This is a genomic window from Amorphoplanes digitatis (genome assembly GCF_014205335.1).
In the GTDB taxonomy this organism is placed as follows: domain Bacteria; phylum Actinomycetota; class Actinomycetes; order Mycobacteriales; family Micromonosporaceae; genus Actinoplanes; species Actinoplanes digitatus.
Map to the genome: position 1 here is coordinate 739,198 of NZ_JACHNH010000001.1, position 22,617 is coordinate 761,814.

Consider the following 22,617-nt stretch of genomic DNA (forward strand, 5'->3'; position numbering starts at 1 on the left):
GCTTACAGCCGGCCCTGCTCGACGGCCCGCTCGATCCACGGGATCACCTCGTCGAGCATGGTGTCCAGCGTGGTCTCCGCGGTGAAGCCGAGCACCTCGCGGGCCTTGGTCACGTCCGGCACCCGCATCGCCACGTCGTACTCGTACGGGTCGTCGCTCACGTACCGGAACGGCACGTCCGGGCCCTTGACCTTGCGCCAGATCACCTCGGCCAGCTCGAGCACCGTCGTGGACTCGGCCGTCGACAGGTTGAAGTCCTCGTTGTACGCCGCGTCCTGCTCCATCGCCTCGACGATGCCGCGCGCCAGGTCGCCGCCGTACGTGTAGTGGCGCACCTGCTCGCCGGTGCCGAGGACGTGCAGCGGGTCCTGGCCCTTGAGCACCTTCTGCACCAGGTCCGGCACCACGTGCGACATCGCGAGCTTGACGTTGCCGGACAGCACCTCGACCTCGCCGAGGGCCCGGCCCTCGCCGACGCCGACGCAGTTGAAGGGCCGCACGATCGTGTACGGCAGCTTGTGCTGCTCCCAGGCGGCCCGCGCGTAGTACTCCACGGCGAGCTTCTGGAAGCCGTACGACGAGCGGGGCGGCGCGATGTGCTGCTCGTCGCCCTCCTTGCTCGGCCAGTGGTCCGTCGACTCGTACACCATCGAGGAGGACAGGTAGGTGACCTTGCGCAGCTTGCCCGTGCGGTGCGCCGCGATCGCCGCGTCGCAGGACGACGCCATGATGCGCTCGTTGGTGGCGAGCAGGTCGTAGGCGTACGCGTGGAAGTAGGAGATGCCGCCGATCATCGCGGCGCCCGCGATGAAGTGGTCGCAGTCGGCGAGCAGCTCGGCGACCAGGGCCGCGTCGCGGGCGTCGCCCTCGACGAACCGGTAACGCGGGTGATCGTCGTATCCGTGCACCACCGGGCCGTACTTCGAGTAGTCGTCGAGGCCGACCACGTCGTAGCCGCGGCCGAGCAACTCCTCGACCAGGTACCCGCCGATGAAGCCGGCCGAGCCGGTAACCAGCACCTTCGTCATGCGGGCGTTTCCTCTTTCGCGCGATCGGCCGACACCAGGTCCAGGTCGGGTTTGCGGTCCGCCCACCGTTCGGCGAGCTGTGTCACGGTCAGCCGGCGGCCGAACGCGAAGAAGTACCAGCGTAGATAGCTGGGCAGGAAGCGTCCCACGTCGAAGTGGGACTCGCCGAGCTGCCGGTCGAGCCAGATTGTCGGGATCTCCGCGACCGGGCGGCCCAGCCGGGTCGCCTTCGCGGTCAGCTCGATGCCGATCTCGAAGCCGGTCCGCGACTCGATGCCGACCTCGCGGACGAACTCGGTGTCGTAGGCCTTGAAGCTGTTCGTCGCGTCGCGGGTGCCGACCCGGGCGAACAGCGACAGGGTGCGCCCGGCCCAGCGGGACGCCATCCGCTTGAACCGCGGCCCGCCGACCTGCTGCCCGCCGGGCATGTAGCGCGACGCCGCCGCGACCACGACGCCCCGGTCGACCAGCCGGGCCAGGTCGTCGACCTGCCGCGGGTCGTCGCAGCCGTCGGCCATCGTCACGACCGCGACCGGCGCCAGCGCCGCGTCGATCCCGAAACGGACCGCGTTGGCCGGCCCGGGGCCGTAGGTGTTGAGCACCGTACGGACCCGCGGGTCGTGGCGCGCGATCTCCTGCGCGTACGGGACGGTGGTGTCGTCCGGGGTGTCGTGCACGATCAGGATCTCGGCGGGCAGCAGCACCTCGCGCAGGATGCGCTCGAGGTGCCGGACCACGCCCTCACCCTCGTTGTAGACCGGGATGACCACGGACACGCGCGGCGTCATACCCGCACGCCCTGACCGGTAAGGCCCCACATGTCGACCACCGGTTTGTCGGTGTCCAGGACGGCGTAGTCGGGGTGCGGCGCCGCGATCACCAGCAGGTCGGCCCGCTTGAGCACGTCGTCGAGCGGCACGAGCCGGTCGTCGGTGACGTACGGGTCCGTGCACAGCGTCTCGCGCGCCTTGAGCGTCAGGATCTTCTTCAGCTTGTACGCCAGGCTGTCGCGGGTGTCGTCGCTGCCGCCCTTGAACGCCATGCCGAGGATGCCGACGCTCAGCTCGGCGAGGTCGAACCGATCCTCCAGCCGCGAGACCAGGTAGAGCGGCAGGCCCTCGTTGATCAGCATCGCGGAGTGGCCGAGCACGAAGTTGTTCCGGTTGAACGCCGCCAGCTGCATGGTGTCCTTGAGCAGGCACGGCCCGGCCGCGAAGCCCGGCATCGGCAGGTCGTCCGCCCGCGGGTAGTCGTGCACGACGGCCTGCTGGATCCGCGCGAAGTCGAGCCCGAAGTCGTTGGCCATCATCCAGAACTGGTTGGCCGCAGCGAACTTGAGGTAGCGCCAGGTGTTGGTGAACAGCTTCGCGAGCTCGGCCTCTTCCGGCTCCAGCCGCACGATCTTCCCGGTCAGGTTGCGGAACAGCGCCTCCGCGCGGTCCAGCGCCTGCGGCGTGCGGGCGGCGATGATCTGCGGCAGCGTGAACAGCTCGGTCATCGCCCGGCCCTCGGCGATCCGCTCCGGGCAGAACGCCACGTCGACCACGAGGCCCTTGGCGGACAGCAGCTTCTCGGTCAGCGCGGTCACGCCGGGGTAGACCGTGCTGCGCAGCACGATCAGCTGGCCGTCGCGCAGGTGCTCCACGCACCGCTCGATCGCCCGCGGCACCGCGCCGAGGTCGGGGTTGAGGTGCGAGTCGACCGGGGTGCCGACGACAACGACCAGCGCGTCGGCGAGCCCGACGGCCGCCGGGTCGGTGGTGGCACGCAGCCGGCCGGCCGCCAGCGCCTCGGTGAGCGGCTCCTGCGCGCCCTCCTCGGCGAACGGCATGACCCCGGAGTTGACCCGCTCGACCGCGGCCGCATCGATGTCGTAGAGCACCACCGACTGGCCGCGCGCGGCCAGCGCGATTCCCAGCGGCAGGCCGACCCGGCCACACCCGCCCACCACGCAAACGTCGACCGTGTCGGTCATCGTTTTTCCCCACAATCCCGCCGCGAAGTCAACCCGCCGGACTTCGGCTCGTGCAGGCTACTAGCGAGGAAACCTCGGGTCTACCCACAAGTAGCCCAGGGGCTAAGCTGCGACATCATGGTCGGCACCCTGTTCAACGAACTGAGCTCGCGGTTCGCCGCGGCGCTGCCGGCGCGCGCCGTTGGCGCCGCAGTGCGCACCGCGTACCCGCGCGTCGAGCCTGAATTGGCACGGCTCGCCACATACGCCCCACGCGGCGGCACCGCGGTCGACGTCGGCGCCTGGTACGGGCCCTGGACCCGCGGACTACGGCGGATCGCCGATCAGGTGGTCTCGTTCGAACCCACGGCCGAGCTCGCCGGCTGTGTGGCGGCCGCATTTCCGGACGTTCGGGTCATACAGGCGGTCGCTTCGGACCACAGCGGAACGGCCGAACTTTTCCTGCCGTCCGGTGGACCCGGGGTCGGCACCTCGTCGCTGGAGTACGGCACCGGGTCGTCGGTCACCGTCGCCCGGATGACCGTCGACGAGCTGGAGCTGCGCGACGTCCGGTTCGTCAAGCTCGACGTCGAGGGCCACGAGATGCCGGCGCTGCGCGGTGCCGAGCAGACCATCCGCCGGGACCTCCCGATGCTCATGGTCGAGCTGGAGGAGCGGATCCAGCCGGTGCAGCCGGTGCTCGACCTGCTCGCCGGGTGGGGCTACCGGCCTTACGTCATGCCGGACGACCGGTGGCTGCCGCTGGAGGGCTTCGATCTGATCGGGCACCAGCGCGCCGCGCTCGGCCGGGTGGACCAGAGCTTCGCGCGGCGGGTGATCCGGCCCAAGCCCCGCTACGTCAACATGGTGCTCTTCCGGCCGGAACTCACCCGGTGAACGCCGGCGCCGCGGCCACCGCGCGTGCCGCCCGGCTCGGTCCGGTCGACGCGGTCGCGGCGGTGCTCATCACGGTGAGCGTGCTCTGGCGTGGCTGGATCTCCGACCGTGGCTTCCTCACCACCGACGACTTCCCGATCATCGCCCAGGCCGACGCGTCCGGTCTGACCCTCGGGCACCTGTTCGAGGTCTACAACAACCACCTCATGCCGGCCGGGCGGTTGATCACCTTTGTCACGCAGCGGCTGACCGGCTACGAGTACCGGCCGTACCTCGTGCTGATGCTGCTCGGGCAGGTCGCGGTCAGCGTGGCGCTCTACCGGCTGCTGCGGCTGATGCTGCCGGCCGGCTGGCTGCTGCTCGTGCCTCTGAGCGTGTTCCTCTTCAACCCGATGACCCTCGAGGTCACCGCGTGGTGGGCGGTCGGCGTCAACATGCTGCCCATGCAGCTCGCGATGGTCCTCGCGGTCGGCGCCCAGATCCGCTACCTGCGCACCGGGGCGCGCCGGCACCTGGTGTGGCTCGGCCTCGCGGTCGCGTTCGGGCTGCTGTTCTTCGAGAAGGCACTGCTTGTCGTGCCGCTGGTCTTCCTGGTGACGCTCTGCCTGTACGCCCCGGGCGGTCCGGTGCGCGCGGTGTTCACCACCATCCGGCGCTGGTGGCCGTCCTGGGTGGTGCTGACCGGGGTCACCACCGCCTACCTCGCCGCCTACGTGCTGATGTCGGCGTCGGGCGCCGCGACGCTGCGCCCGCCGACGTCCGCGGGCGAGGTGGGCACGTTCTTCGGCCAGTACTACGGCGAGACACTCGCGCCGGGGCTGGTCGGCGGCCCGTGGACCTGGCTGGACGCCGCCGACGGCACGCCGCTCGCCGCGCCGACCCAGCCGGCGCGGTGGGTCTCGTATGGAATCCTCGCGGTGCTGGTGCTGGTGACGATCTGGGTGCGCAGGTGGGTCGCGGTCCGCGCGTGGACCCTGCTGGTGCTCTTCTCGGCACTGGCCGCCGGTCTGATCGCCGCCACCCGGCTGGGCTCCGGGCTGAGCGGCGTCGCCGGGCTCGTGCCGCGCTACCTGGCCGACGTGCTGGTGGTCGCGGCGGTGTGCGTCGGGGTCGCCGTGTGCGGACTGCGCCGCCTGGACTCCGCCGACGAGCCGGCGACCGCCGCCGCGCCCGTGCCCGCGCGGCGGTACCCGCAGCTGGCCACCGCCATGGCGGTCGGCCTGGTGCTGCTCATCGCGAGCAGCCTGTACAGCGGCAAGGACTTCGCCTCCGACTGGCAGGTCAAGGCCGGCCGCGACTACCTGAACACCGCGAAGGCCGACCTGGCCAAGGCCGAGCCGGGCACCGTGTTCATGGACCAGCCCGTGCCGGAGGGCGTGGTGCCCGGGTTCTCCTACCCGTGGAACATGCAGTCGCGGTTCTTCGGCCCGCTCGCCGAGGGGCCGGTGTTCGTCACCGAGGCCCGCAAGCTGTCGGTGTTCGACGAGGCCGGCCACATCCGGCCCGCCTGGGTCGACGGCGTGACCGCCCGCCCCGGCCCGCTGGCCGGCTGCGGCCACCGGGTCACCGCCGGCCGCACCGTCTCGATCCCGCTGACCAAGGCGGTGATCGACTACTGGCAGGTGGTGCGGATCGGCTACCTCAGCGACCGCGACACCACCGCGACGATCCAGGTCGGCGCCCACCCCGCGGTGCCGTTCGACGTGCACCGCGGCCTCAACGCGATGTTTCTGCTCATGCTGGTCGAGGGCGACGAGGTGAAGCTCAGCCTCCGCGACGCGGCGGCGAACCTCTGCACCGACGAGATCGAGATCGGCGCCCTGGTCCCACAGGCCGCCGGGTAGCCGGTGCGCGCCCGGCTGGTCCCGCACGCCGTCGCCGCCGCGGTCACCGCGGTGGTGCTGGCACCGCTGGCCCTGCCCGGGTACGCGCTGCGCTACGACATGGTGTTCGTGCCGCGGCAGCCGCTGAGCTGGGAGATGATCGCGCCCGCCGACTCGCTGCCGCGCGCGGTGCCGCTGGACGCCCTGGTGTCGCTCGCCAACCTGGCGGTGCCCGGCTGGCTGCTCCAGCGGATCGCGCTGATCGCGGTCGTCTACCTGTCCGCGCTCGGCGCCGCCCGGCTGGTGCCGACCGGCCGTACCGCCACCCGCGTGGTCGCCGCGCTGGCGTTCGCGTGGACGCCGTTCCTCGCCGAGCGGCTGCTGCTGGGCCAGTGGGCGCTGCTGCTCGCGTACGCGGCCATGCCCTGGCTGGTGGGTGCGGCGCGCGACCTGCGCGCCGGGCGGCCCGGCGCGCTGCCCCGGCTGACGCTCGCCGCCGCGCTGGCCGCGGTCACCCCGACCGGCGGCCTGATGGCGCTGGCCGCCGTCGCGGTGCTGCTGCCGCTGAGGTCCCGCGCCACCGCGGCCGCCCTCGCGATCGTCGCGGCGCTCAACGCGCCGTGGCTGATGGCCGTCGCGACAAGCGCCGCCGGCGGCGGCTCCGACCCGGAGGGCGTCGCCCAGTTCTCCGCCCGGGCGGAGAACTGGGCCGGCACCTGGGCGGCGCTCGCCGGCACCGGCGGCATCTGGAACGCGCAGACCGTGCCGTCCAGCCGATCCTCACCGCTGGTACCTCTGGTCACGCTGGTGCTGCTCGCGGTGGCCGTGGTCGGGCTGCGCGACCTGCGCCGGCGCTGGCCCGGCGGTGCCGACCGGCTCTTCGTCCTCGCCGGCGGCGGGTTCCTGCTGGCCGTCGCGGGCACCGGGCCGTTCGCGCCCGGCCTGGAGTGGCTGGTGGGCCACGTTCCGGGCGCCGGCCTGCTGCGCGACGGCCAGAAGTTCCTCATCCCGTACGCGCTCACTGTCGCGCTAGGCTTCGCGCTCGGCGCCGAACTGCTCGCCGACAAGCTGGCCCGCCGGTTCGAGCCCGCGCTCGGCGGCGTGCTGCTGACCGGTGCCGTGCTGCTGCCGATCGTGCTGCTGCCGGACCTCGCCTTCGGCGGTGCGGGCGCGTTGCGGCCGGTGCGCTACCCGGCGGACTGGAACGCGGTGGCCAAGCTGGTCGCGGCCGCGCCGGGCGAGGTGCTGTCGTGGCCGTTCGAGGGCTACCAGAGCTACCCGTGGACCCGCGGCGTGGTGGTGCGCGACCCGGCGCCCCGCTACCTGGACGCGCCGGTCCTGATGAACGACGCCCTGCGGGTCGGCGCGGTGACCGTCGACGGTGAGAGCCCGCGCGCCGCCCGGGCCGCGGAGCACCTCGCCGCCGGTCGCCCGGCCGCGGCGCTCGGCGTCCGCTGGGTGCTGGTACGCCGCGGTACCCAGGACGAACCCCCGGCCGGCGTCCTTGCGGGCCTCAGATTGGCGTACGACGGGCCGTACCTCCGGCTCTGGGAGAACCCGTCCGCGGCCGCCGCCGAACCGGCGCCCGCGACCCGGCGAGTACCCGCCCTGGTCGCACACCTGCTCGCCATAACAATCGTGATCTTCGCTTCCCTTTTTCTATTACGCACACGGCGAAACCCGTGGTACCGTCCGCGCACTCACGAATCCGAGGAGAAGCCGCCATGGTCAGTCTGGCCACGTTCATAGCCGCCACCGCTCTCGGCGCCGTCCTTGGCGTCGTCGGCGTCGTAGCGACGGTCGGTGCGGTCAGCCCGTCCGCTGACCACGTCGCCGAGCAGTCCAAGATCGATCCGACGTCGACGGTGTACGGCGCGCGCTGATCGGTACGGCGGTTCACCTGGGAGTTGGGCGGCAACGGTCATCTCCCAGGTGAACTACTGTTTGTAGGTCGCTACGGCGGCGCTCAACGCTGAGCGCCGGCGCCGGCGGCCTTTTTCGCTCGAAGAGCTCAGCTTTTCGTCCTGCGGCTCCCGCCGATTCGCCGGCGGTGGAGCCCGGCGGCGGCCACGCCCATTCACCGCGTGCCCGCATCGGCGACCTTATCGCCTGAAGAATTCAGCCTTTTGTCTGGCGGCATCCGCCCATTTGTGGACTGCCAATCACAGGGTTATTTCCCGCGCGCCGACAACGCTATTGCCGGGCGTCCGGCAATAGCGGCTTAATCGCCTGAAGAATTCGGCTTGTCGTCCTACGACACGCGCTGATCGGTCAGCGGCTGCGCCACCGCGGGTAGCTCGGCGGCGACCACCCGGTGGAACGCGGCGCCGCTCACCGCCCAGGTGAACTGCCGCGCGTGGGTCGCGGCGGCCTTGCCCATCGCCGCGCGCCGCGGCGCGTCCAGCACCAGCGACCGCACGGTCTGGAAGAACTCGAACTCGTCGTCGACCAGCATCCCGGTCTCGCCGTGCGCCATGGCGTCGACGACCCCGCCGGCGGACCGGAACGCGACCGAGGGCGTGCCCCGGGCGCCGGCCTCGACGATGGTCAGGCCCCAGCCCTCCTTGAGCGAGGGCAGCAGCATCAGCCATGAGCTGCACAGGAGCTCGTGCTTCTCCTGCTCGGTCACGAACCCGGCGAAGCGGACCCGGTCCTCGATGCCGAGGTCGGCCGCGAGCCGGTGCAGCGGCTCGTCCCACCAGCCGTGACCGGCCACCACGAGCTCCAGGTCCGGCAGCTCCGTGGCCAGCAGCGCGGTCGCCCGCAGCGCGAGCTCGACCCGCTTGTGCGGCACGAGCCGGCCGAGCACGACCAGGCTCGGGTGCGGCGTCCGCGGCGCCGGCGCGCCCGTGACCTCGGGCGTCCCGTTGTGCACGATGGTGATCCGGTGCGGCTCCACGCCCAGTTCGGCGAGCTCGCTGCGGCTGGACTCGGAGACCGTCACGTACCGGCAGTTGCGGTAGACGCGCACGGCCACCCGGGACTCGATCCACCAGCCGATCCGGGCGACCCAGGGCCCGAACACCACCGGCCACTGCTCCCGGTGCACGTGGTGCACCAGCGCGATCACCGGCTTGCGGGCGTACAGGCGGCTCAGGAACGGCATGCCGTTGCCGACATCGACGATGAGGTCCGGCCGACCGAGCCGGCGCCGGGAGAGGGGACCGAAACCGAGGGCGCCGATCAGGTAGACCAGGGCGGCGAACAGGTAGACCGTATGCCGCCCGCCACGCCTTACGATCCGTACCCCGTCCGGGGTAGTCTCTTCCGCTGGCGCGGTGCCGTGCGCCTGGCACAGCACGGTGACACGGCGGCCATGACCGATCAGTTCGGCAGCCACACGCTCGAGATAAACCTCAGAGCCGCCGCCTTCAGGATGCGTCGTGTCTCGCCAGTTCAAAAAAAGGATGTGTCCAGCGCCGGCATACATCATTGTCTACTCGGCCCACCCTACTAGCGAGTACGATTCGCGATCGCGTCACAGTAGGGCACCCCAACGGTGATCCGCAACGGTTGAAGTCAACATAAGGAGAAGTGCATGGCCGATCGGGGCGTGCTGGCGCGGCCGGAATTCTGGCCGGTCTCGCTGCTGAGCGTCGCACTGGTCGCCGTGCTGGGTGGCTGGGGTACCGCCACCTACCTTGACCGCACCCGTCAGGTGCCGGCGTGCGTCGAGCGGACCACGCTGCGGATCGCCGCGGCGCCGAGCATCGCCCCGCCGGTCCGGGAGATCGCCCGTCGGCTCGCCCTCCGGGAACGGTGCCTCGACATCACGGTCGAGGCCCGCGAGTCGGCGGACGTGCTGCGCGATCTGGCCCGCACCGCGCCCGGCGGAGTCGGCGCGGCCTCCACCAGGACGCCCGCCTCGAAGGCCGCCTCGACGCCCGCCTCGAAGGCCGCCCCGAATGCTCCCTCGACCGCACCCTCGGCGGCGGGATCGCCGTCGCAGGCGGGCGCGACCATCGCCGGCTCCGCGCCGCCCGACGCCTGGCTGCCGGAATCGACGCTCTGGCTGCGGCGGGCCCGCGCGGCCGGCGCGTTCCAGGTGCCCGCCGACGGGGTCTCCGTCGCCGGTACCCCGGTCGTGCTCGCGCTCGACAGCCGGTCCGCGACCCGGCTGGGCTGGCGCGACCACAGCCTCGGCTGGACCGGGCTGGTGGCCGCCACCGCGCCGCCGCTGCCCGTGGTGCTGCCCGACCCGGCGACCAGCCCGATCGGCTTCGGCGCGCTGGTCGGCATCCGGGCGCTCGCCCGCTCGGCCCAGCCGAACGACGCCGCGGCCGGCGCGGCGGCGACCATGCGCCGTCTCGCGCCGCGCACCGCCTCGCTGACCGGCGAGAACCCGCCCGCGCCGACCGGGCCCGGCACCGACGAGGCCGCCGTGGTCACCACCGAGCAGGCGGTCCTGCTCGGCGGCGTCAGCGGTCGCCGCCAGGTCGCGGTCTACCCGCCCTCGGCGTTGCCCAGCCCCGACTACCCGTACGCGACGCTGACCACCGGGCCGGGGCGCGACGGCGCCACCGCGCTGCTGCGCGCGCTGCTCGCCACCGAGGGCGCCACCACGCTCACCCGCAACGGGCTGCGCACCCCGAAGGGCGGGCCGCCGGTCGGCATCCCGTCCGGCATGGGAATCCGCACCGGCGCGTACAAGCCCGCGCGACTGCCGGGCGAGACGGACGCCCTCGCGCTGCTCAACGCGTGGGGTGGGGTGCACATCAGCGCCCGGATGCTGGCCGTCTTCGACACCTCCGGCTCGATGGGCGCGAAGGTGCCGGGTTCCACGGAGACCCGGCTGTCCGAGACGATCAAGGCCGCGCAGGGCGGTGCGCAGCTGCTGCTCGGCACGACCGAGCTCGGCATCTGGGAGTTCTCCAACGACCTCGACGGCGAGCGCGACTACCAGGAGGTCGTGCCGGTCGGACCGATCGGGCCGCGGCGCGCCGAGATCGTGGCGGAGCTGGGCCGGATGAAGGTCAAGCCGAACGGCACTTCGGGCCTGTACGACACCACGCTGGCCGCGTACCGTGACGCGACTCGTAACTGGACCCCTGGGCGGATCAACATGGTGCTCGTCCTCACCGATGGCAAGGACGACAACGCCAGCGGGATCAGCCGCGCCGACCTGCTGCGCGAGCTGGGCGGCCTGGTCGACCGGAAGCGGCCCGTGCCGATCCTGTTCATCGGCGTCGGCCCGGAGATCGACCCCGACGAGCTGCGGCAGATCGCGAACGCCACCGGCGGACAGGTGGCGCTGACCGCGCGGCCGTCCGGGATCCGGCAGATCTTCTTCACCGCGCTCGCCGAGTTCAGCTGCCTGCCGCCGAAGTGCCGCCGATGACCGCCGCCACCAGGGAGAAGAAGTTGGCTCCCGCGAAGACGGCCGCCGCCGCGCCGGCCCGTACCGGCCGCCGGACCCTGGGCGCCGTCGCCGGCGCGCTGGTGCTCGTCGCGCTCGCCTTCCTCCAGCGCCCGGGCCGCGTCACCTTCGACACCAAGCTCGACCTCGCCGAGAACCCCGTCGGCTTCATGGCCCGCGCCCTGCACCTGTGGAACCCGCAGGCCACCTCCGGCGAGCTCCAGCAGCAGGCGTACGGCTACCTGTTCCCGATGGGTCCGTTCTTCGCCGCCGGTGACCGGCTCGGCGTGCCGCCGTGGGTCACCCAGCGCCTCTGGTGCGCGCTTCTGCTGTGCGCCGCGTACTTCGGGGTGCTCCTGCTGGCGCGGGCGCTGGGGATCGGCACCGAGCCCGGCCGGGTGATCGGCGCGCTCGCGTACGCGCTCGCGCCGCGGATGCTCACCGAGATCGGCCCGCTCTCCTCGGAGATGCTGCCGGTCGTCGCCCTGCCCTGGGTGCTGCTGCCCCTGGTCTCCGCGCGCCGGATCGGCTCACCCCGCCGCGCGGCCGCGCTGTCCGCCCTGGCGGTGGTCTGCATGGGCGGCATCAACGCGGCCGCCGTGGTGATGTCGCTGGTGCTGCCCGGAATGTGGCTGCTCACCCGGCGCTGGGACCGGCACCTCGCGAAGCTCGCCGCCTGGTGGTTCGTCTGCGTCTCCCTGGCCGCCGTGTGGTGGATGGTGCCGCTGCTGCTCTTCGGGCAGTACAGCCTGCCGTTCCTCGACTACATCGAGTCCTCGACGACCACCACCGCGGTGGTCTCGCTCTTCCAGGCCGTCCGGGGCACCAACCAGTGGGGCGGCTACATCGTCCAGGGCGAGGCGTGGTGGCCGTCCGGCTGGATTCTCGTCGACCACCCCGGGCTGATGGTCGCGACCGCGCTGGTCGCCGCCGCCGGCCTGACCGGCCTCGCGCTGCGCGGGCTGCCCGAGCGGCGGTTCCTCGTGCTCGGCGCGCTGACCGGGCTGACCCTGCTCACGATGGGCTACGTCGGCACGCTGGACAGCCCGGTCGCGCCGTACGTGCGCGAGCTGCTGGACGGCCCGCTCGCCCCGCTGCGCAACGTGCACAAGTTCGAGCCGGTGCTCCGGCTGCCGGTCGTGCTCGGCCTCGTGTACGCCGCGAGCCGCCCGCTTCGGCTGCGGTGGCTGCGGCTGCCGTCCGCGCCGGTGATCGCCGCGCTGCTGATCGCCGCGGCGGCGCCCGCCTGGCTGTTCATGCTGCGCCCCGGGCCCGGCTGGTCGGAGGTGCCGGACCACTGGAGCCAGGCGACCGCGTGGCTCGCCAAGGACCCGCAGGCCCGCACGCTCGTCGTGCCCGGTTCCGGCTTCGCCCAGCACACCTGGGGCCGTACGGTCGACGAACCGATCCAGCCGCTCGCCGGGGCGCCGTGGGCGACCCGGCACCAGATCCCGCTCGGCTCCGAGGGCAACATCCGGGTGATGGACGCCGTCGAGCAGGTGCTCGCGCAGGGCCGCGGATCGCCGGCCCTCGCCGACTTCCTCGCCCGGGCCGGCTACACCTACCTGCTGGTCCGGCACGATCTGGACCGTGCGGCGTCCGGCGCACCGCCGATCGCCGTCGTACGCCGGGCCGTGCTCGGCTCGCCCGGCCTCGTGCCGGCCGCCCAGTTCGGCCCGAAGGTCGGCGCCGGCGGCGCGGCGCCCAGCCCGGTCGACACGGCGGTGTCCGTACCGTCGATCGAGATCTTCAAGGTCGACCGGCCGGTGCCGGTGGTGTCCGCCAGCAACCTCGCCGACGTGCCGGTGGTCAGCGGCGGCCCGGAGGGGCTGCTCGGCGTGCTCGAACAGAAGCTGATCGACGGCCGGCAGCCGGTCGTGCTGGCCGGCGACGCCGACGGCGCGCTCGGCGCGCCCGAGGCCGCGGGGCCGCGGATCGTCACCGACGGGCTGCGCCGCCGCGAGCTGAACATCGGCCGCATGCGCGACAACGTCAGCCAGACCCTCACCGCGGACGAGCAGACCCGGCTGGGCCGGGTGCGCAGCGACCTGCTGCCGTTCGCCGCGGCCGGCCACCAGACCGTCGCCGCGTACCAGGGCATCCGGTCGGTCGACGCGTCCAGCAGCGCCGGCTTCGCCGACTCGGTCGGCGCCACCGACCCGTCCGCCCTGCCGTTCGCGGCGCTGGACGGTGACCCGGCGACCGCCTGGCGCTCCGACCCCTACCAGCTCGGCGTCGGGCAGTGGCTCGAGGTCCTGCTGGACACGCCGCGGCGGGTGTCCGAGGTGACCGTCGACTTCGCGGACGACCTGCGGGTCGCGGCGCCCGTCGGCGTCGTGCGGGTGACCACCGACCAGGGCGTCGTGGACCGCCCGGTGCCGGCCACCGCCGGACCGCACAAGCTCGCGACGCTCCCCGGCCTCACCACGACCGTGCGGGTCACGGTGCTCGCCCTGCGCCAGGGCTACTACGGCGGGGTCGCGCTGCGCGAGCTGGGCATACCCGGCCTCACCGCGCAGCGCGGGCTGCGTGCGCCGGCCGACTTCGGCGAGGGCACGACCCCGGTGTACTCGTTCGACCGCGCGCCGCAGCAGCGCGGCGCGTGCTTCCCGGCCACGGGTGGCACCCACTGCGACCAGTTCCTCGCCCGCGCCGGTGAGGAGCCGCTGGGCATCGACCGGTTCTTCGCGACGCCGGTGGACGCCACGTACGACCTGCGGATGACCGCCCTGCCGCGGCCCGGCGGCGCGGTGCCGCTGTCCCGGCCGATGACCGCGTCCGCGTCGAGCGTGCTGACCGGTGACATCACCGTCGGCGCGCACGCGGCGGTCGACGGCGACCCGGCGACGGCCTGGCTGGCGGAGCCGACCGACGCCAATCCGACGCTGCGCCTGTACTGGGGCGCGAAGCGCACGATCAACCGGCTCCAGCTCGTCGTGCCGGACGCGCCGTCGGCCGCCCGGCCTACCGAGGTGCTCCTGCGCACGCCCGCCGGGCCGGGCCGGGTCTCGGTGGATCAGGACGGCTGGGTGCGGTTCCCGCCGTTGAACACCGACCGGATCGAGATCTCCGTCGTCGCGTCGACGCCGGTGGTCGCCGACACCCGGGGCAACAGCTGGCCGGCGCCGGTCGGAATCGCCGAGGTCAAGGTGCCGGCGCTCGGCGAACTGCTCAAGCCGGCGACCGACAGCACGGCGCTCGCCGCGCCCTGCGGTACCGGGCCGACCGTGGAGATCGACGGCGTGGACTACCCGACATCGGTGTCCGGCACGCTCGGGGATGTCCGCGCCGGCCGCCCGATGCCGGTGAAGGTGTGCGACGACTTCGTAGGCGAGTCCGTGCAGCTGGCGGCCGGCGAGCACCGGCTGCGCACCGTGCCGTCGACCGCGTTCGTCGTGGAGTCGGCGACGCTGGTCCGCGACGGCGCCGCGGCCGTGCCCCCGGCCGTGCACTCGCGGGCGGTGCAGGTCGACCGCTGGGACACCACCTCGCGGCAGGTCACCGTCGCCGCCGGCGCGCAGTCGCTGCTCGTGGTGCCGGAGAACCACAACGCGGGCTGGATCGCCACGCTCGGCGGTAAGCGGCTGCGTGCCGTGCGGGTGGACGGCTGGCAGCAGGCGTTCGTGCTCCCGGCCGGCGAGGGCGGCGTGGTGAAGCTGCGGTTCACGCCCGACGAGCCGTACCGGGCCGGACTCGCGGCCGGCGCGGCCTGCGTGCTCCTGGTCGTCCTGCTGGCCCTGGTGCGGGTACGGCGGCGCCGGCAGCCGCTCACCCAGGCCCTCGCGGCGTCGCCGCTGGCCGCCCGGGCCCTGGCCGCGCAGCCGCTGCCCGTACTGCCCATGGCCCGTGCCGTGAACGCACCGGGCGGCGGCTGGTGGATGCTGGTGCCGCTGATGCTGCTGGCGGTGCTGCTCGGCGGTGCCGCCGGTGCCGCGCTGCTGCTGGCCGCGCTGATCGTCCGGCAGCTGTGGCCCGGCGCGCTACCCGCCATCGTGTTCGGATCCGCCGGTACGGGCATCGCGATCGCGGTGGCCGGTCGGCTACTGGGCCACGGGCAGGAGTTCGCGTACGGTGCGGCGGTGCAAACCTCCATGCTGGCCGCCCTGTGCGCGGTCGCGGCGACGGTCGCGCCCTCGGCGCGCCGCCCCAAGGGGACCGCGTCGCCGGGCAAGCCGACCGGTGGTCCGGTCATCGAACCCCACCGGGCGACCCTGCGCCGTTCCGTCGGGCTGTTCAAGGCGTTCCTCGTCGAGCAGACCGACCCGGACCGGTTCTACTCGCTGCTCGCCGCCGACTCGGCGCGCCAGCTGGGCTCGTACGCCAAGCTGTCCGGTGCCCGCGTGCTCGACGTCGGCGGCGGGCCGGGCTACTTCGCGACCGAGTTCCGGCGCCGCGGGGCGGCGTACCTGGGCATCGACCCGGCGGTCGGCGACTTCGCCGCCGACGGCGCCACCGTGGCGGGAATGGTGCGCGGCAGCGGCACCGCGCTGCCGATCCAGTCCGGCTCCATCGACGTCTGCTACTCGTCGAACGTGCTGGAGCACGTCTCCGAGCCGGAGGCCATGCTCGACGAGATGGTGCGGGTGACCCGCCCGGGCGGGACCGTCTTCGTGTCGTTCACGCCGTGGCTGTCGCCGTGGGGCGGGCACGAGACGTCGCCGTGGCACCTCTTCGGCGGCCACCGCGCCCGGCGGCGCTTTGTGCGGCGCAACGGCCGCGAGCCGAAGAACCGTTTCATGGAGACGCTCTTCCCGATCAGCGCGGCGCGCGCGATGCGCTGGGCGCGGGCAGCCCGTCGCGCCGGCGATATCACGGTAATCGATGTCCTGCCGCGGTACCACCCCAGGTGGGCGTGCTGGATCGCCCGGATACCGGGCCTGCGGGAGTCGCTGACGTGGAACTTCACCGTTGTGCTTCGGCGGGTGGAAAAGCCAGTACCGGCTTCGGCAAAGAAAGAAACCGTTAAGGTCTCGCTTCCCCGAGGTACCCAGTAGTAACATTCCGCCACCCGGTAAGCGAGCCGCCTGCCGAACCCCAAATCTCGTTATTTTCTCGTGCTCGTTATTTTCTCGTGGAGGCACTATGAGGTCCCGCGTCGTCGGCGCCTTGCTTGTCGGCTTCGGTGTTCTGGCGTTGGTTTTCGCCGGCGGCCTGGCATTCGTCGTAGCACCCCAGGTTGCGCAGCTGCCATACGACATGCAGCCAACGCAGTCCGTGGCGGAGGCTCCCAACGCCGAGTTCCTTCAGATCACCAACGGTGTTGCGAAGATCAATACGGGCACGCTGCGCTCGACGATCCGGGTACAGCCGGACTCGAAGGCGACCGCGGACCTGGAGGGCAAGCTCGACGGCACGGCCCTGGTGTGGGTGGTCGGCCAGGAGGTCGTCCGCACCGACACCAACGAGGTCGTCAGCGCGTACAGCACGTCGCTCGCGGTCGACCGCAAGACCGGCGCGGCGCAGAACTGGGACAAGCAGTGGCTTGACACCGGCAACGAGCGGCAGAGCGTCACGTACGCCGGCCAGACGTACAAGTTCCCGTTCGGCACCGAGAAGAAGTCGTACGACATGTTCGACCGCGACCTCCTCAAGGCCCAGCCGATGCAGTTCGTGAAGACCGAGCAGATGGGCGGGCTGGAGACCTACCAGTTCACCCAGGAGATCCGTGACGAGACGCTGGACTTCCCGGCCGACCGTCTCGCGCTGCTGGTTGGCCAGCTGCTGCCGGGTTCGACGAGCGCCGAGCTCAAGTACAGCAACACCCGCACCGTGTGGGTCGACCCGACCACCGGTCAGTACATCTCGGTGCAGGAGCGCCAGCAGAAGTCGCTGGTGGCCCCCGACGGCAAGTCGGTGACCCTCCTCAACGCGGTGTTCAGCTACACGAACGAGACCGTCGCCAAGGCGGCCGACACCGCCAAGAGCAACGGCGACAAGCTGAACCTGGTCGGCGTGACCGTGCCGATCGGCCTCACGGTCCTCGGCCTGATCCTCCTGGTCCTGGGCACCCTCTTGGTGGTCCGCGGCCGGCGGCAGACCGCCGCCGCGGCCCAGGTGCCCGCCCAGCGCAAGGGCGGACGCCACGTGGCGCCGGCGGACTCGGCGGACGCCGACGACGCCCCGACCGAGGCGCTGCCGACCGCCGAGGCGGCCGAGCCGGAGAAGTCCGGCAGCAAGACCGACTAAGGCGCAGACCTGGTTGAACGAGGACCTCCCGAGCACCTGTGCTCGGGAGGTCCCCGTCGTTTCAGGCCCGTTCTCCCTCGGGACCGGCGAGGTCCGCGTAGGGCAGCGGACAGTCGGTACAGGAACAGTTGGTGAGGCTGTCGCAACGGGCCTCGATCACCCGCACCAGCGCGTCCCGGATGGTCTGCAGATCGTGGATCTTCCGATCGATCTCGGCCAACTTGACGCCGGCGCGGTCACGAAGATCGGGCGTGGGGTGCTCGCGCCGCCCGGCGTCGAGCAGCTCGGCCACCTCATCGAGGGTGAACCCGAGCCGCTGCGCGGACTTGATCACGCCGAGCAGCACGACGGTGCCGGCCGGGTAGGAACGGTGCCCGCCCGGACTCCGGTCGGGCTCGGCGATCAACCCCCGCCGCTCGTAGTAGCGCAGCGTCTGGATGTTGACCCCGGCCCGCTCGGCGACCTCGCCGGTCCGCGCAGCCGCCGCCCGCCGATGTCGTAGGTGCCGGTGCCGGCCACGTCAGCCCGCCGCCTTGCCGAACACGGCGGTCACCAGGGTCGCGGCCTCGGCCGGGGCGGTCACGGTGAACCGCATGCCCGCCGGAGCCACGGTCAGGGTGAAGCCGAAGAACGAGCAGCAGGCGAACTCGGCCGCCCCGAGCCGGGCCAGCTCCACCGCCACGGCCGGGTCGTGGTCGTAGACCAGGGTGACCCCACCATCGGCGGCCTCCCGCCCGACGGCCCGCCCGATCACCGCCTGCCACTCGCCGATCCGGCCCCGCATCGAGTCCAGACCACCGTCCAACGTGCACACCAGGTCCGTACCCACCGAGTTGTCGAGCAGAGGCAAGGCGGCCCGCGCCACCGGCATCCGCGGGGCGGTCCGCGTCGACGCCGCGGTGACGCACGTGCAGCCCTCGCCGCAGGCGCCCGCCGTCGACGGCTCCGCCAGCCGGACGGCGGCCGCCTGCAGCCGGGCGACCTCGGCCAGCCGCGCCTGCGTCGCCGGACAGTCGCCGGCGTCGAACACCGTGCCCAGCCCAGCCAACTCGGCCCCGACGACGCCGAGCTCCTCGGCCCCGGCGATGAACCGTGCCCGCACGCCCGCCTCAACCGTGCTCGCCATCGATCCCTCCGAGTGATCGGCGTTTCCGCCCGTCACCCTCGACGGTAAGCCTGTACCTAGGTACCGAATTCAAGACCACCGCCTGTGGCTCCGCTCACATCGCAGAGTGCAACCCCGGGGCGATCTCGTAGTCGGATTCCAAATCGAGTGGGCTAGTCATGCTTTCCGGTGGTCCGTGCCAACCTGGTGATCATGTATATCGAGGCACGCATACCTTTGGTCTGCACGTACGACAGCGACGCCGACGCGGCATACATCTACCTCGACCATCCCCTCCCGGCCGGTGAGACCGAGCGGGTCCTGCCATTCGAGCCCGAGCGCGGCATGTTCAACCTCGACCTCAACGCCGACGGCCACGTCGTCGGCCTTGAGATCATCGATGCCCGCCGCCACCTACCGCCCGCTCTGCTGCATGCGCTACTCGCTCACGCAAACCCGGCAAGCGACACCAATTGATCGTCAGCCGTAGCGGCGGAGTGTGCGCGTCAGCTTTCGCCAGGCCGCAAACTGCTCGCCGAGGCACTAACCCGGGCGGAGGGGCGGGGCATAGCCAGGCCTTCGGACAAAGGTCAGGATGATGGCCACTATGTGACTTAACGATCAGCATCATGACCCTTATCGGCGAGCCAAGGTCGGGCCGACGACCAGTTCCGGGATGACCGTGGCGGCGCGGTCGCTGGTCGAGCAGCCGACGGTATTCGCGGAGCCAGACGGGACAATGCTGCGGGCCACCGTCAGCGGGGCGGCAAGAGCCAGGGGTGACTGCCGACTTGGCGCGCACTTGGCGTGGATGGCCGTTGAGAGTCGGTCCGACTCGGTGACAGCCGGACATACAAGAAAGGCCACCGACTGGCTTTCGCCTGGTCAGTGACCTCGTTTGTGCTGCTAAGCCTGGGTGCCCCCGGCAGGATTCGAACCTGCGCTTTCGCCTCCGGAGGGCGACGCTCTATCCCCTGAGCTACGGGGGCTCAGCGAGGAAGAGCCTAGCAGGCGCCGCGGAGACCTTGCCAATCGGTTCCGCGGCGCGCCGCCTACTGCAGTTGCTTCAGCATCGAGTCGATCAGGTTGATCTCGTTCTGTTGGCTGCGGACCATCGTTTCGGCCAGCCAGGTGACGTCCTCGTCGTCCGACACTTCCAGGATCTCCTGGGCCATGTGTATGCCGCCCAGGTGGTGCTGGCGCATCAGGGTCAGGTACTGGATGTTGAGGTCGTTGCCGGTCGCCGCGCGCAGGGTGGCCAGTTGTTGCGGGGTGGCCATGCCTGGCATGAGGCCGTTCTTGACCGAGCCTTCCGCGTCCTTCATCCAGGCCATCGGCGGCTCGCTGCTGCTCGGGCTCAGGTTCCACTCGCGGAGCCAGGACTGCATGTAGCCGATCTGACCGTGCTGGGTCAGGGCGATGTCGCTGGACAGGGTGATGACCGAGGAGTTCTCCGAGTCGGCGTGGGCGATCATCGACATCTCCACGGCCTGGGCGTGGTGGGTGCTCATGTCGCGCAGGAAGCCCGCCTCGGCCGAGTCGTCGCCGGGTGTGCTCAGGCGGGGGACGAGGAAGCCGATCGCGAGGCCGGCGATCAGGCCGAGGGCCAGGACCACGGCGAGCCACACCGCCCCGAACCGGCTGCGGCCGGCCGGGGCGGTTTCGTGGTCTGGGGTTTCGGCCGCGTCGGACGCGCTTGATTCGGCCGAGACCGTCATCACTTGCCCGCGGGCGCGGCCTGGACGGGGCCGGTCGTCGTGTTGCCGCTCGAGCAGGCGGCGCCAGGCTCCAGGGAGGCGTTGAGGCGCAGGACCTTGATGAACTCGTCGATGCGCTCGTCGTCGGCGTTGTCGACCTTGAGCTGGTAACCCCAGGCTTGCAGGGAGATGTTCTTGTCGAGGTTGGCGATCGGACTCATCAGCATGAAGTCCTTGCCCTGGACCTTCTCCTGGAGCTTGGCCACCTGGTCGGCGCCGAGGCCCTGCTTGTAGGTCACCCAGACGGCGCCGTGCTCGAGGCTGTGCACGGCGTGCTCGCTGGCGATCGGCTCGGCGTAGACGTCGCCCATGCAGTTCTGCCAGACGGGGTTGTGCGCGCCGCCCACGGGCGGGTTCGTCACGTAGGTCTGCGGGCCGTCCTTGTGGTCCTGCGAGTCGATCGCGGGGTTCTTCTGCGCGCGGTAGTCGACGACGCCCTTGATCGCGGCGGCCTTGTCCTGCCACGACTCGGTGCCCTTTACCGACGCGTACACGCCGTACCCGATGATGCCGACCGCGACCAGGACAACCACGCCGGCCAGCGCGATCGGGCCCCAGTTGCGGCTGCCGCTGACCTTGACCGGGGTGACCGCCTTGCGGCCCTTGCCGCCGGCCTTGCCCTGCGGGCGGTTGCCGGGCTTGGACCCGGTGGTCTTCTGCGCGGGGGGTTTGCCCTGGCCCGACGTCTTGTCGACCTTCACGGTGGACGGGACCCGCTCGGGACCCGGGGTGCTCATGCTCATCGTGCCTCGTCAATTCGATGGAAAGGTCGGGCCGGGCCCGCGAGCAGGCCCCGGTATGCCGCCGGGCGGCAAAGTCTACCCGGATAGCATGACTCGGTGACTCCCGCAGACCTCGCTTCCACCGTTCTCACAGCTGCGCGTGCTGTATTCGTTGCCCGCGGCCTCGACGTCTCGCTGTTGCCCGCGACGACGACGGTGGAGCGGCCCCGAAACCCCGAGCACGGCGACTACGCCTCGACGATGGCGATGCAGCTCACCAAGAAGACCGGCGTCCCGCCGCGCGAGCTCGCGGCGGCCCTCGCCGAGGAGCTCAGCAGCCACTCCGGCATCAAGTCGGTGGAGATCGCGGGGCCGGGCTTCCTCAACATCCGGCTGGACGCGGCCGCCGCCGGCGTGCTGGCGCGCGACGTGGTGCTGGCGGGGCAGGAGTACGGCCGTGGTGACCGGCTCGCCGGGCAGCGGATCAACCTCGAGTTCGTCTCCGCCAACCCCACCGGCCCCGTGCACATCGGTGGTGTGCGGTGGGCGGCCGTCGGCGACGCGCTGTCGCGGCTGCTGCGCACGGCCGGCGCCGACGTCGGCACGGAGTACTACTTCAACGACGCCGGTTCGCAGATCGACCGCTTCGCACGCTCGCTCTACGCGGCCGCGAAGGGCGAGCCGGCCCCCGAGGACGGGTACGGCGGCGCCTACATCGCGGAGATCGCGACGGCGGTGCTCGGCCAGGCGCCCGGCACCCTGGCGCTCGGCGAGGCCGAGGCGCTCGAGGTGTTCCGGGTGCGGGGCGTCGAGTTGATGTTCGCCGAGATCAAGGCGTCGCTCGACGAGTTCGGCGTGCACTTCGACACGTACTTCAACGAGAAGGACCTGCACGACCGCGGCGAGTTGCAGGAGGCCCTGGACCGGCTGCGCGATCAGGGTCACGTCGTCGAGGCCGACGGCGCTACCTGGCTGCGGACCACCGACTTCGGCGACGACAAGGACCGGGTGCTGCGCAAGTCGGACGGCGACTGGACGTACTTCGCCGCGGACTGCGCCTACTACCTGGACAAGCGCAAGCGCGGCTTCGACCGGGTCGTGATCATGCTCGGCGCCGACCATCACGGCTACATCGGCCGGATGAAGGCGATGGCCGCGTGTTTCGGCGACGACCCGGACACCAACCTCGAGATCCTGATCGGCCAGCTGGTGAACCTGGTCCGCGACGGCGAGCCGCTGCGGATGAGCAAGCGGGCCGGCACGGTCGTCACGCTCGAGGACTTCGTGGACGCGCTGGGCGTGGACGCCGCCCGGTACGCGCTGGCGCGTTACTCCTCGGACTCGCAGATCGACATCGACATCGACCTGTGGACCCGGGCCAGCCGGGACAACCCGGTGTACTACGTGCAGTACGTCGCGGCCCGGACCGCGAGCGTGTCGCGGCAGGCCGAGGCGGTCGGGCTGGTCCGCGGCGACGCCGGCGACTTCCACCCCGAGCTGCTCACCAACGAGAAGGAGAACGACCTCCTCAAGGCCCTCGGCGAGTACCCGGCGGTGGTGGCCGGCGCGGCCGAGTTGCGGGAGCCGCACCGGGTCGCCCGGTACCTGGAGGATGTCGCGGGCGCGTACCACCGTTTCTATGACGAGCCGGGCTGCCGGATCACCCCCAAGGGCGAGGAGCCGATCGGCGAGGCGAACCGCTCTCGCCTGTGGCTGAATGACGCCACCCGAACGGTGATCGCGAACGGTTTGGCGCTACTGGGCGTCTCCGCGCCCGAGAGGATGTAGT

Annotated in this window: 16 protein-coding genes, 1 tRNA gene and 1 pseudogene; 9 read left to right on the forward strand and 9 right to left on the reverse strand. The window is 71.8% G+C overall.

Features of this window, described 5'->3' with window-relative positions; translation table 11 throughout:
* Nucleotides 1-2: 2 nt before the first annotated feature.
* From BJ971_RS03470 to BJ971_RS03480, 3 genes are read right to left on the reverse strand one after another with little or no spacing between them, the layout of a single operon-like run.
* Nucleotides 3-1,028, reverse strand: a complete 1,026-nt coding sequence (locus BJ971_RS03470) for an NAD-dependent epimerase/dehydratase family protein (RefSeq protein WP_184989734.1) — start codon at nucleotides 1,026-1,028, stop codon at nucleotides 3-5.
* Nucleotides 1,025-1,804, reverse strand: coding sequence for a glycosyltransferase family 2 protein (locus BJ971_RS03475; RefSeq protein WP_239087509.1), 780 nt, complete (start codon nucleotides 1,802-1,804; stop codon nucleotides 1,025-1,027). The genes BJ971_RS03470 and BJ971_RS03475 overlap by 4 nt, the downstream gene beginning before the upstream one ends.
* 8 nt (nucleotides 1,805-1,812) lie before the next feature.
* On the reverse strand, nucleotides 1,813-3,003 hold the full coding sequence (locus tag BJ971_RS03480) for a nucleotide sugar dehydrogenase (protein ID WP_184989738.1): 1,191 nt from the start codon (nucleotides 3,001-3,003) through the stop codon (nucleotides 1,813-1,815).
* Nucleotides 3,004-3,120: 117 nt separating this feature from the next.
* Here BJ971_RS03480 and BJ971_RS03485 point away from each other — a divergent pair, with 117 nt between their 5' ends.
* From BJ971_RS03485 to BJ971_RS03500, 4 genes are read left to right on the forward strand one after another with little or no spacing between them, the layout of a single operon-like run.
* The gene (locus BJ971_RS03485; RefSeq protein WP_184989740.1) at nucleotides 3,121-3,879 is read left to right on the forward strand and encodes an FkbM family methyltransferase; all 759 of its coding nucleotides are present in this window, start codon (nucleotides 3,121-3,123) and stop codon (nucleotides 3,877-3,879) included.
* Nucleotides 3,876-5,723: a hypothetical protein gene (locus tag BJ971_RS03490; protein WP_184989742.1), complete on the forward strand. Its 1,848-nt coding sequence runs from the start codon at nucleotides 3,876-3,878 to the stop codon at nucleotides 5,721-5,723. The genes BJ971_RS03485 and BJ971_RS03490 overlap by 4 nt, the downstream gene beginning before the upstream one ends.
* A gap of 3 nt (nucleotides 5,724-5,726) precedes the next feature.
* Nucleotides 5,727-7,451, forward strand: coding sequence for an MmpA family trehalose lipid delivery protein (locus BJ971_RS03495; RefSeq protein ID WP_184989744.1), 1,725 nt, complete (start codon nucleotides 5,727-5,729; stop codon nucleotides 7,449-7,451).
* Nucleotides 7,427-7,585 (forward strand): hypothetical protein, encoded by a 159-nt coding sequence (locus tag BJ971_RS03500; protein ID WP_184989746.1) that lies wholly within the window; start codon nucleotides 7,427-7,429, stop codon nucleotides 7,583-7,585. The genes BJ971_RS03495 and BJ971_RS03500 overlap by 25 nt, the downstream gene beginning before the upstream one ends.
* Before the next feature lie 368 nt (nucleotides 7,586-7,953).
* On the opposite strand, the gene BJ971_RS03505 is transcribed toward BJ971_RS03500, so the two are convergent.
* Nucleotides 7,954-9,135 carry a glycosyltransferase family 4 protein gene (locus BJ971_RS03505; RefSeq protein ID WP_184989748.1) on the reverse strand — a complete coding sequence of 394 codons (1,182 nt, stop codon included), beginning with the start codon at nucleotides 9,133-9,135 and terminating at the stop codon, nucleotides 7,954-7,956.
* A gap of 105 nt (nucleotides 9,136-9,240) precedes the next feature.
* On the opposite strand from BJ971_RS03505, the gene BJ971_RS03510 reads away from it, so the two are divergent.
* The 3 genes from BJ971_RS03510 (at nucleotide 9,241) to pgfA (ending at nucleotide 17,244) form a co-directional block, all read left to right on the forward strand.
* Nucleotides 9,241-11,040, forward strand: coding sequence for a substrate-binding domain-containing protein (locus BJ971_RS03510; protein ID WP_184989750.1), 1,800 nt, complete (start codon nucleotides 9,241-9,243; stop codon nucleotides 11,038-11,040).
* Complete coding sequence (locus tag BJ971_RS03515) at nucleotides 11,037-16,052, forward strand: alpha-(1->3)-arabinofuranosyltransferase domain-containing protein (RefSeq protein WP_184989751.1); 5,016 nt, start codon at nucleotides 11,037-11,039, stop codon at nucleotides 16,050-16,052. Before BJ971_RS03510 ends, BJ971_RS03515 begins: the two co-directional genes overlap by 4 nt.
* An 88-nt stretch (nucleotides 16,053-16,140) precedes the next feature.
* Nucleotides 16,141-17,244, forward strand: a complete 1,104-nt coding sequence (gene pgfA, locus BJ971_RS03520; protein ID WP_184989753.1) for a cell envelope lipid trafficking protein PgfA — start codon at nucleotides 16,141-16,143, stop codon at nucleotides 17,242-17,244.
* A 61-nt stretch (nucleotides 17,245-17,305) separates the two neighbouring features.
* Here the strand turns inward: pgfA and BJ971_RS03525 are convergent.
* Together BJ971_RS03525 and BJ971_RS03530 are read right to left on the reverse strand one after the other, a co-directional pair.
* Nucleotides 17,306-17,707, reverse strand: a pseudogene (locus BJ971_RS03525) (MerR family transcriptional regulator); the annotation flags it as partial.
* A 57-nt stretch (nucleotides 17,708-17,764) separates the two neighbouring features.
* Nucleotides 17,765-18,370 (reverse strand): hypothetical protein, encoded by a 606-nt coding sequence (locus tag BJ971_RS03530; RefSeq protein WP_184989755.1) that lies wholly within the window; start codon nucleotides 18,368-18,370, stop codon nucleotides 17,765-17,767.
* A 192-nt stretch (nucleotides 18,371-18,562) separates the two neighbouring features.
* Between BJ971_RS03530 and BJ971_RS03535 the strand changes: the two genes are divergently transcribed.
* Nucleotides 18,563-18,826: a DUF2283 domain-containing protein gene (locus BJ971_RS03535; protein ID WP_184989757.1), complete on the forward strand. Its 264-nt coding sequence runs from the start codon at nucleotides 18,563-18,565 to the stop codon at nucleotides 18,824-18,826.
* Between the two features lie 440 nt (nucleotides 18,827-19,266).
* Here BJ971_RS03535 and BJ971_RS03540 read toward each other — a convergent pair.
* From BJ971_RS03540 to BJ971_RS03550, 3 genes are all read right to left on the reverse strand, one after another.
* A tRNA-Arg gene (locus BJ971_RS03540) sits at nucleotides 19,267-19,338 on the reverse strand.
* 63 nt (nucleotides 19,339-19,401) lie between these two features.
* On the reverse strand, nucleotides 19,402-19,977 hold the full coding sequence (locus BJ971_RS03545; RefSeq protein WP_311772735.1) for a DUF305 domain-containing protein: 576 nt from the start codon (nucleotides 19,975-19,977) through the stop codon (nucleotides 19,402-19,404).
* An 89-nt stretch (nucleotides 19,978-20,066) separates the two neighbouring features.
* Complete coding sequence (locus BJ971_RS03550; protein WP_184989761.1) at nucleotides 20,067-20,849, reverse strand: thioredoxin-like domain-containing protein; 783 nt, start codon at nucleotides 20,847-20,849, stop codon at nucleotides 20,067-20,069.
* A gap of 96 nt (nucleotides 20,850-20,945) precedes the next feature.
* Here BJ971_RS03550 and argS point away from each other — a divergent pair, with 96 nt between their 5' ends.
* Nucleotides 20,946-22,616: an arginine--tRNA ligase gene (argS, locus tag BJ971_RS03555; RefSeq protein ID WP_184989763.1), complete on the forward strand. Its 1,671-nt coding sequence runs from the start codon at nucleotides 20,946-20,948 to the stop codon at nucleotides 22,614-22,616.
* Nucleotide 22,617: the final 1 nt, after the last annotated feature.